Genomic DNA, 7,585 nt, shown 5'->3' with positions numbered 1-7,585 from the left:
GCTGCCGACGGCTCGAAGACCTGCAAGTCCAATGGCACGGCCTGGAAGATCCTCAACACCAACACCACTGTGAGCTAAACATGAGCCAATTGATCGAACAGACCTCCCTTTACGAAATCCTGATCCGCGTTCGCGAGGACGGTAGTTACGGCGCGCACTATCAGACGATTACCCGCGTGCTGCGCGACGGGGAACGTTTCGGCTCCGCCAGTGAAGGGCCGCTGGTGCCGCTGGTGGAAGGTGACTCCGAGGCGTTCGCCCTTTTTGGGCAGTACGTTGGCTCAGCCACGGCAGATACGCTGGCGGCCAACCAGGCGCTGCAGGGGCGCGTGAGCGAGCTGGAGCAGGCCCGAGATTCGCTAGCGGGCGAGCTCCAGCAAGCGCTCGACGCTAACCAGGTGCTGCAAGCCCGCGTGCTGCAGCTGGAGAACCAGCTTTCGACGCCACCTGAAGAGCCAAGTGAGGTAGAGGAATGACGACCTACGCCACCCTCAACCCGATTGGGTCGAAAGACCCGCGGGACCTTCTGGATAACGCCGAGAACCTGGACAGCTTTTCGCTGGGTGAGGAGGGCAGCTATCTCGATCGTCTCGGCCGTCCGCGCAAAAGCATGCTCGGCATGGAGAATGAGTTCGATGCAGCTGAGACCGAACGCCAGGCCCGGTACCGGGAGGCTATCGAAAGCACAGGATTCGAATACCTGGGCGACTACGCCGCCGGCGTGACCTTCACCGGCTATCAACAGGTGGTGCGGTATGCCGATGAGCTGTACGGGCTGAGCGCCGCTTACGCCCCGCCAGTGGTTTTGACCGGGGTCTGGGCGACCGACTCCGCCAAGCTGGTATCGCGCGGCGACAACGTACTTCGGGCTGATCTTCTTTCGCCCGGCGGCGGCAACCGGGTGCGGCTCGACAGTGGCGATCTGCTGCAGAGGGCCATGACCTTCCTGGAGACGCTGAACTACTCGACTTTCGAGCAACGCAACAGCCGTCCCATCGAGCTGGTCGCGCATCGCGGCTTCATGACTCAGGCGCCGCAGAACACCGCCCTGGCGTTTTCCTCAGCCCTGAGCGCCGGGGCGGATGCCCTTGAGTGCGATGTGGCGGTCAGCGCTGATGGCGAGTACTACATGTTCCACGACACCACTGTGGACAGCCTGACCACCGGCACCGGCACCTTCACATCGCTGTCCTCGGCCTATCTGGACAGCCTTGAGCTCAAATCGGGACAGGGGACGCGGTTCGCCCCGGTGCGGCTCTCGCGCTTTGCCGAGTATCTGGAGATCGCGCGCACGGCCGGCGCCTTCATCTACCCCGAGTTCAAGCGCTACCGGAGCACCGCCGATCTGCAGGGGATGATTGATCTCATCGTCGAGTACGGCATGGACAGTGCCTGCTGCATGGGGTCGTTCAACCTCAACATACTGACCATGACTCGGGCCGCCAACAAGAACATGGAAGTTGGCTTGCTCGGCGTGTCCACCAGCGTGTCCACCGTCAAGGGCTACATCGACCAGGTGGCCGCGCTCGGGAAGGGATCGCTGATCTGGGACTACGACGCCACGCTGGCCATCCCCGAGGCCGTTGCCTATGCCTTTTCCAAGGGCGTTGACTGGGGTGTTTACACCGTCGACCGGCAGAGCCAGCTGCCTGCCATCCGCAAGCTCGGTATCCGGCGCATCATTTCCAACGTCTCGCTCAAGGTCAGCCAATGAACATCCCCAGCGATCTTAATACCTACATCCCCTCGATGCTTGGTGTGGGTGGCACCTATTCGATCTCGGACGGCATTGGCCGGATCTACTCGCCGGCGGGGGTCTCGACCAAGTACGAAAAAAGCGTTCTGGTGGGTCCTGGTGTCAAAGTCGAAATGAAGATCTACGGCCGGTCAACCGGCGGGGTGGGCGGGGCCGTGGCCATCGACTACCTGCCGTTGGATCGAGGTGGCAGCAGCATCGAAATCAAGTCGCGTGAGTGGCGCGAGTACGTGGTGAGCTTTACCACGCCATTGCGCTCGCCCGACAACCTGCGCGTTACGTTTGCCATCGGCAACTTCGCCGCCATGGGGGAGGGCTCGTTTGAGTTTCATACGCCGAGGATCAGCATCTACGACACTGACCTGGGGGCGCCGCGGATTCTTGCTCGCGGCCTGATCCTGGTCTCTTCCGGCGTCCCTTCGCTGAACTCGAACTACCAGGCCGATGGCATCAAGTCGCTGAGCTACGACGCGGCCGCTGCAGCGCTGACCGTAACGATGCGAGGCAATGACGGTGCCGGCATGCGCTTGCACCCGCTGATGATCGCGCAGCTGACGGATGACAACACCACGCTCACGGGCCGCCGCCTGCATGCCCTGTGTGGCCGCTACAACCGCGATGACGGTACCGCCAGGGTGACTTTTGTCGACGGCGGCACAGGCCAGCTCCAAGACATCAGCGGGCTTGGCAACGTCTACCTTACCTTCAGGGCAGAGATCTAGCCGGCGCCCAGCCAACAACAAGACACACAGAACCCGCCAGTGAGCGGGTATTTTTTTGCCTGGAGAAACGCTATGCGGACATCGCAACGCGGCTTGAGCCTCATCAAGTCATTCGAAGGCCTGCGCCTGCAGGCCTATCAGGATTCAGTCGGCGTCTGGACCATCGGCTACGGTGCCACCCGGGGCGTGAAGTCGGGGATGTCGATCACCAAGGAGCAGGCCGAGCGCATGCTGCTGAACGACGTGCAGCGCTTCGAGCCTGAGGTTCAGCGCCTGGTCACGGCGCCGCTGAGCCAAAACCAGTGGGACGCCCTGATGAGCTTCACCTACAACCTGGGCGCGGCCAACCTTGAATCGTCCACGCTCCGCCGGCTGCTCAATGCAGGCAACTACGCAGCCGCTGCCGAGCAGTTTCCGCGCTGGAACAAGGCTGGCGGGCAGGTACTGGCCGGACTGGTCCGCCGGCGGGCCGCTGAGCGAGATCTGTTCCTGGGGACGGCGTGAACGGCTGGGTGGCGCGGCTTTCCAGAGCTGTTTTGCTGATCCTGGTCGGCGCGATGGCGGGCATCTGGGCAGCCACCGGGCACTTCCGGCCGTTGCTTGATGACCAGCAAGACAAGGCCGCCCAGTGCAGCGCCGCGCGCGACAACCTGGCCGGCCTGGCACAGGAGCAGGGCAAGGCCCTGGGTGATCTGACCCTGGCCACGAACGCACGCCAGGCCGGCGCCGATAAGGCAGTGGGCGATGCCAAAGCCAGTGCAGGCATCGACTACGCCGCGGCGAACCGGCTGCAACAAGAGCACACCGGCGGCGACCAGTGCGCCGCTGCCTCCTCCATCATCGACAAGGAGCTTGGCCTATGAGGCTGGGGCTGAACTCGATCATCTGTAGGAGCGGAATTGGCCTTTTTCAGGCTGCAGGTCACGTAATTCGTGGCCTCGTCTGTGGGAGCGGGCTGGTGCTGGCAATTGGGGTGGCCGGCTGCGCAGGGAAGGTAGAGCCCCGGGTTCAGTATGTGCGCGTCGAGGTGCCGGTGCAGGTGCCGTGCCGCGCGCCGGAGGTAGCAGTACCGACTTGGACGGCAGCCGGCCTGAGCAAGACCGACAGCCTAGAGGTAAAGGTGCGGGCACTGCTTGCGGAGCGCCGTCAGCGCATTGGCTACGAGCGTCTGTTAGAAGCAGCAGTCAGTGCCTGCAAATAGGATTTCAGCCTTCAGAACTGGCGTAGTCGTCGAATCCTTTCTCCTGCTTGTAATGATGCTTACCTGTCTCCCCCAAGTGAGCGATCCGGGCTCTGGACGGATTCACAAGCCTGGCGCTGATATTGAACGCAGGGTAAGTGCCACGGATTTCAGGGTGAAGGGTAGCGGCGACCTCCACATCGGATTGAGAAACGTAGCGGCCCGCCCAACGCTCAACTAAATGCTTGATGGCAAAAGGACGTTTCTGCAGTCCCTTGATTTTTGTCTGTGCGTCAAGCCATTCGTAGGCGAACCGAATACAGTCAGGGTGCTCGTGAAGGTGATCATTGTGTGTGTATTTGGTTGCTTTCTTTGCAGCTTCGATTTGGTCGTCGGTTAGCATGTGCAGCCCCCCAGTATGTTCATGGTATCCGGTCGCTTCGTGTCGGTGAATCTAACACGTACGTTGGGGGAATTTTGGGGGAATTGATCCCCCCAATGGTGTGGAATGCTGTTGTGTCATGATGCGTTTAAGTGACTGATTTTATTGGGATTTAAAAAATAGGCCCAAATAAATTTGAAGGCGAAAACGGATTCGAAATCCGTTGTACTGGCAACAGTACCTAGGGTTCAAATCCCTATCTCTCCGCCATACAAGATCAAGCCCCTGGGAGCGAAAGCTTTCAGGGGCTTTTTCGTTGTGCGTGTCGCCAAATAGCTGGCGGTCATCAGCCCCAATTTTGCGCGGTCCGAGCCTAAGAGGAAGCGGGGAGCTTCTTGAGCGGTCTGACGGTGAGCTCTACACCCAAGGCAAGCATGAGTTTCTGAATAGTAGTGAAACGGGTTTTATCGCCGCCCTTCAGGGTTTTATAGAGAGATTCCCGATTGACGCCTGCGTCTTGCGCAAATTGATTCACACCCTTGGCTTTTGCCAGCATCAGGTAGCGGGTCGAGCCCGTTCGTACGAAGTGTGTCCGATAATCGGCGCACAAACGGGCTTTGGGTCAATGCCAGTCAGTTAAGCAATTGGGGCCGCTTTGCGGCCCATCGCCGGCAAGCCAGGCTCCCACAAATACGGCGCATGGCTTGAGTTCGATGCGGTCTGGGTGGGAGCTGGCTTGTAAGCGTTCCGGCAATACATCTTGCGGTCTATTTTCAGATACGAGCGTGTTTGGGCCATTGATATACATCAGACCCTTCACGACCCAAGTTGGAGTGCGGGAATGTCACACGGTGCCAGTGCTTACGGCAAGTCATGCGCATTCCCGTAGTTTTGAACTCTGCTAGAAACTCCACTCTTCAGCCGGAACTAGCTGGCAAAACGGCCCATCCAGAGTTGCATTGTGATGAGCAACGATGTCCTTAGCTTTCATCACCGGCGTGTCTGAACAGGTATGACCTTCGGTGACAAGTACCGCATTGAAGCCAAAATCACGAGCAGCACGGCAGGTGCTATCGACGCAGTATTGAGTTTTCATGCCGGTGATTACCACACCGGTAGCCCCGCGAGACCGCAAATTGTCCGCAAGATCGGTTAATTCGAATGCGTTGGGCCGCCGCTTTTCGAATACCACCTCGCCACCCAGAAGCTTCAGTTCCTGCGCAACCATCGTCAAGGGACTGTCTGGTGCGATTGGAGATCCAGCGGGCCCGACGTGGCGCGCGAGAAAAATCGGAGCGCCAGCGCTGCGTGCCTTGTCCATCAGGGTGTTCACTGTTTCCAACAACTCTTCACAGCGCCATGGCTTTTCCGGGCCGTGAACAAGCCCGACTTGGATATCGAGTATCAACAGGGCATACATGAGTGCATCTCCTTGCGTTTGTTCCAGCGACACAAGGGCATAAAAAAAGGCCCTGTCCATCGCTGGCGGGCCTTTGAAGTTCGTCTGCTATTGGCTCACGACACCTCGAACGCTCCGCTTTCAGCGGTCGTGGTGGTGATAGTCGAGGTAAGGCAATAGCTAGTCATAGATCGAAACTAGCAATATCGTAGCGAGCTGACAAGCCAGGATCCTAAAGTGAGTGCTTTTGACAGGCGGCGTAGTGTAGGTCTACGGACATGAGGTCTTGTGTAACTCAGGAAGGCACCACTGATGCGGCAGCAGTTGGCCGATTTCACTCGCCCGCTGCGTTGGCAGCCGCATCAGCACGTCCTTGAGATACGCATACGGATCATGCCCATTCATGCGTGCCGACTGGATCAAACTCATGATCGCCGCCACTGACGGCAGGCCCATTTGCCCCGCACATGTTGCTCGACGGTAAACACGCCCGGCGTGTAATCCAGCTTCTCGCTGACGTCTTCGCCGATGCGTTGGAGCTGGCAACCACAGGCGCACTGAGTGTTTTCGGGTTCATGGCGAATGACGGTGCGTGGAAACTGCGGCGGCAAGGGCGCACGTTTCGGGGATTGCCGTGGTTTGGCCTGTGGCGCAGCTGGGAGAAGCTGTTTTAGCTCGGCCTCGATAGCTTCAAGGTCTGTGTCGAGCAGGTCATTCAGCAAGCTGCCTTGCGCCGGGCTGATTTGTTCGCTGCGCTTGGCAAACTTGTGGCGTTTGAGCAAGGCGATTTCGAACTTGAACTGTTCGATGAGGATTTCATCGTTCTGGATCTTCCTGCTCATCGCCTCGACCTGGGATTGCAACTGCAACGCCTGTGCCGCCAAGGCACGAAGCTGTTCCGGGGTCATCTGGTTCTCGACCTCGCAGCCATGGCGAATGCCGGGCCAGTGGAACTTGCCTTGGTTAAGTCGCCGCGCTGCAAGCCAGACGCCCACGCCGTCGTGCACCAGCACTTTCATCCGGTTGGCCCGGCGATTGGCGAACAGATAAGCGCAGTGCGGCTTCGCCGCACCGAACACAGCAATTACCCGGGCCAATGCCGTCTCGGTGCCGGCGCGCATGTCCATCGGCTCGGTGGCCAGCCAGATCGCATCGATGCGGATCATTGAGCAACAGCCCGAACAAATTGTGCGCAGCCCTCGGGATCTGAGGCTGGCCATTTAACCGTGATCACTTGCCCGGCCATGGGCAACTCGATGATCACTGACGCTTCGACTGGCCGTTTAGGTGCGGCTTTTAGTGGGACAAATGCCGGTAGTGAAGTCGCTGCGGGCAGATCTCCATAGAGCCGCATCCATTTGCGGATGACGTTGGCATTGATGCCGTGGCTGATGGCGACACTGGAAATGGATGCGCCAGGTTGCAGGCATTCCTGAACGACTTGGGCTTTGAACGGTTTCGGATAAGAACTTCGTTGGCGCATGGAAATCCTGGCGATAAGGGCGATCGCGTCCGCTTGAAAATACGCGGACACCATCGCCCTTAAAGCTGGAGTTCGGAAGGTGAGTTCGCCGGACGCTTACGACTCGACCAGGCTCTGTACCGCCTCCATTTCATGGATCACAGCCTGCATCACGATAGAGCTGCGGGCGGTCGGTTGAGTTGCACGGATTGGCGTGCGACGGACAGGGCGCAGAGTACGTACTCTGAGGACTGGACCAGAGTGTCTTGCAGGACCTGGGTGGAATCGAGGGAGTAGGGTGGATCGGGGACTATCTTGCGCATGTAAGCTCCTTGGGTAGTGGAGCCGCCTGGCAACGCTGTCAAACGAATGGAGGCAGCTATACATGGGTTGACAGACCGGTACCCAAGGACCCGGCGCACACGAATATGCCCCACGCACAGCTGCCATTAAGCGCTGCAACGGAAACTTGAGTAATCGGCCTGTCAAAGCCGGTCGCTGATTCCACAACGACAAGCCGAGACTAGAGCGCGTCCGAATCCGTCGCAACAGTTTGAACAGGTTGGCAGTATGTTTGGGAAACGCCCTACAAGGAAGGGGATAATTCTGAGTGCAGGCTGTAGGACGGGCGCTGGTTTGCGGCGTCGAAGGGCAAACGCTACCGAAATCTACTAATAGATAGCG

8 protein-coding genes and 4 pseudogenes are annotated in these 7,585 nt (G+C 59.1%); 5 read left to right on the top strand and 7 right to left on the bottom strand.

Annotation, left to right across the window (positions count from 1 at the left end; genetic code table 11):
- The 5 genes from HP547_RS25265 to HP547_RS25245 all read left to right on the top strand — a co-directional run.
- Positions 1–476, top strand: a 476-nt coding sequence (locus HP547_RS25265; protein WP_218583497.1) for a hypothetical protein, incomplete at its 5' end; no start/stop codon positions are given.
- A complete protein-coding gene (locus HP547_RS25260) occupies positions 473–1,714 on the top strand; it encodes a glycerophosphodiester phosphodiesterase family protein (RefSeq protein ID WP_172288113.1) in 1,242 nt (413 codons plus the stop codon). The genes HP547_RS25265 and HP547_RS25260, both read left to right, overlap by 4 nt.
- Entirely contained in the window at positions 1,711–2,478 is a 768-nt protein-coding gene (locus HP547_RS25255; RefSeq protein ID WP_172288110.1) for a hypothetical protein, read from the top strand. Before HP547_RS25260 ends, HP547_RS25255 begins: the two co-directional genes overlap by 4 nt.
- Before the next feature lie 72 nt (positions 2,479–2,550).
- Positions 2,551–2,982 (top strand): lysozyme, encoded by a 432-nt coding sequence (locus HP547_RS25250; RefSeq protein ID WP_172288108.1) that lies wholly within the window; start codon positions 2,551–2,553, stop codon positions 2,980–2,982.
- Positions 2,979–3,341, top strand: a complete 363-nt coding sequence (locus HP547_RS25245) for a hypothetical protein (RefSeq protein WP_172288106.1) — start codon at positions 2,979–2,981, stop codon at positions 3,339–3,341. Before HP547_RS25250 ends, HP547_RS25245 begins: the two co-directional genes overlap by 4 nt.
- 342 nt (positions 3,342–3,683) lie before the next feature.
- On the opposite strand, the gene HP547_RS25240 is transcribed toward HP547_RS25245, so the two are convergent.
- From HP547_RS25240 to HP547_RS29750, 7 genes and pseudogenes are all read right to left on the bottom strand, one after another.
- The gene (locus HP547_RS25240) at positions 3,684–4,061 is read right to left on the bottom strand and encodes a hypothetical protein (protein ID WP_172288104.1); all 378 of its coding nucleotides are present in this window, start codon (positions 4,059–4,061) and stop codon (positions 3,684–3,686) included.
- Positions 4,062–4,413: 352 nt separating this feature from the next.
- Positions 4,414–4,593: pseudogene (locus HP547_RS25235) on the bottom strand (addiction module antidote protein); the annotation flags it as partial.
- A gap of 348 nt (positions 4,594–4,941) precedes the next feature.
- On the bottom strand, positions 4,942–5,460 hold the full coding sequence (locus tag HP547_RS25230; RefSeq protein WP_172219410.1) for an isochorismatase family protein: 519 nt from the start codon (positions 5,458–5,460) through the stop codon (positions 4,942–4,944).
- Between the two features lie 249 nt (positions 5,461–5,709).
- A pseudogene (locus HP547_RS30025) lies at positions 5,710–5,877 on the bottom strand (transposase domain-containing protein); the annotation flags it as partial.
- Positions 5,878–5,879: 2 nt separating this feature from the next.
- Positions 5,880–6,605 (bottom strand): annotated as a pseudogene (gene tnpB / locus HP547_RS25220) (IS66 family insertion sequence element accessory protein TnpB); the annotation flags it as partial.
- A complete protein-coding gene (locus HP547_RS25215; protein ID WP_172288100.1) occupies positions 6,602–6,922 on the bottom strand; it encodes a transposase in 321 nt (106 codons plus the stop codon). The pseudogene tnpB and the gene HP547_RS25215, both read right to left, overlap by 4 nt.
- A 96-nt stretch (positions 6,923–7,018) precedes the next feature.
- Positions 7,019–7,224, bottom strand: a pseudogene (locus tag HP547_RS29750) (hypothetical protein).
- Between the last annotated feature and the right edge of the window lie 361 nt (positions 7,225–7,585).

Origin of the sequence: Pseudomonas sp. CM27, assembly GCF_013179515.1 — a bacterium.
GTDB lineage: Bacteria > Pseudomonadota > Gammaproteobacteria > Pseudomonadales > Pseudomonadaceae > Aquipseudomonas.
The sequence above is the reverse complement of the archived record's forward strand: the minus strand, read 5'-3'. Positions and strand labels throughout refer to the sequence as shown.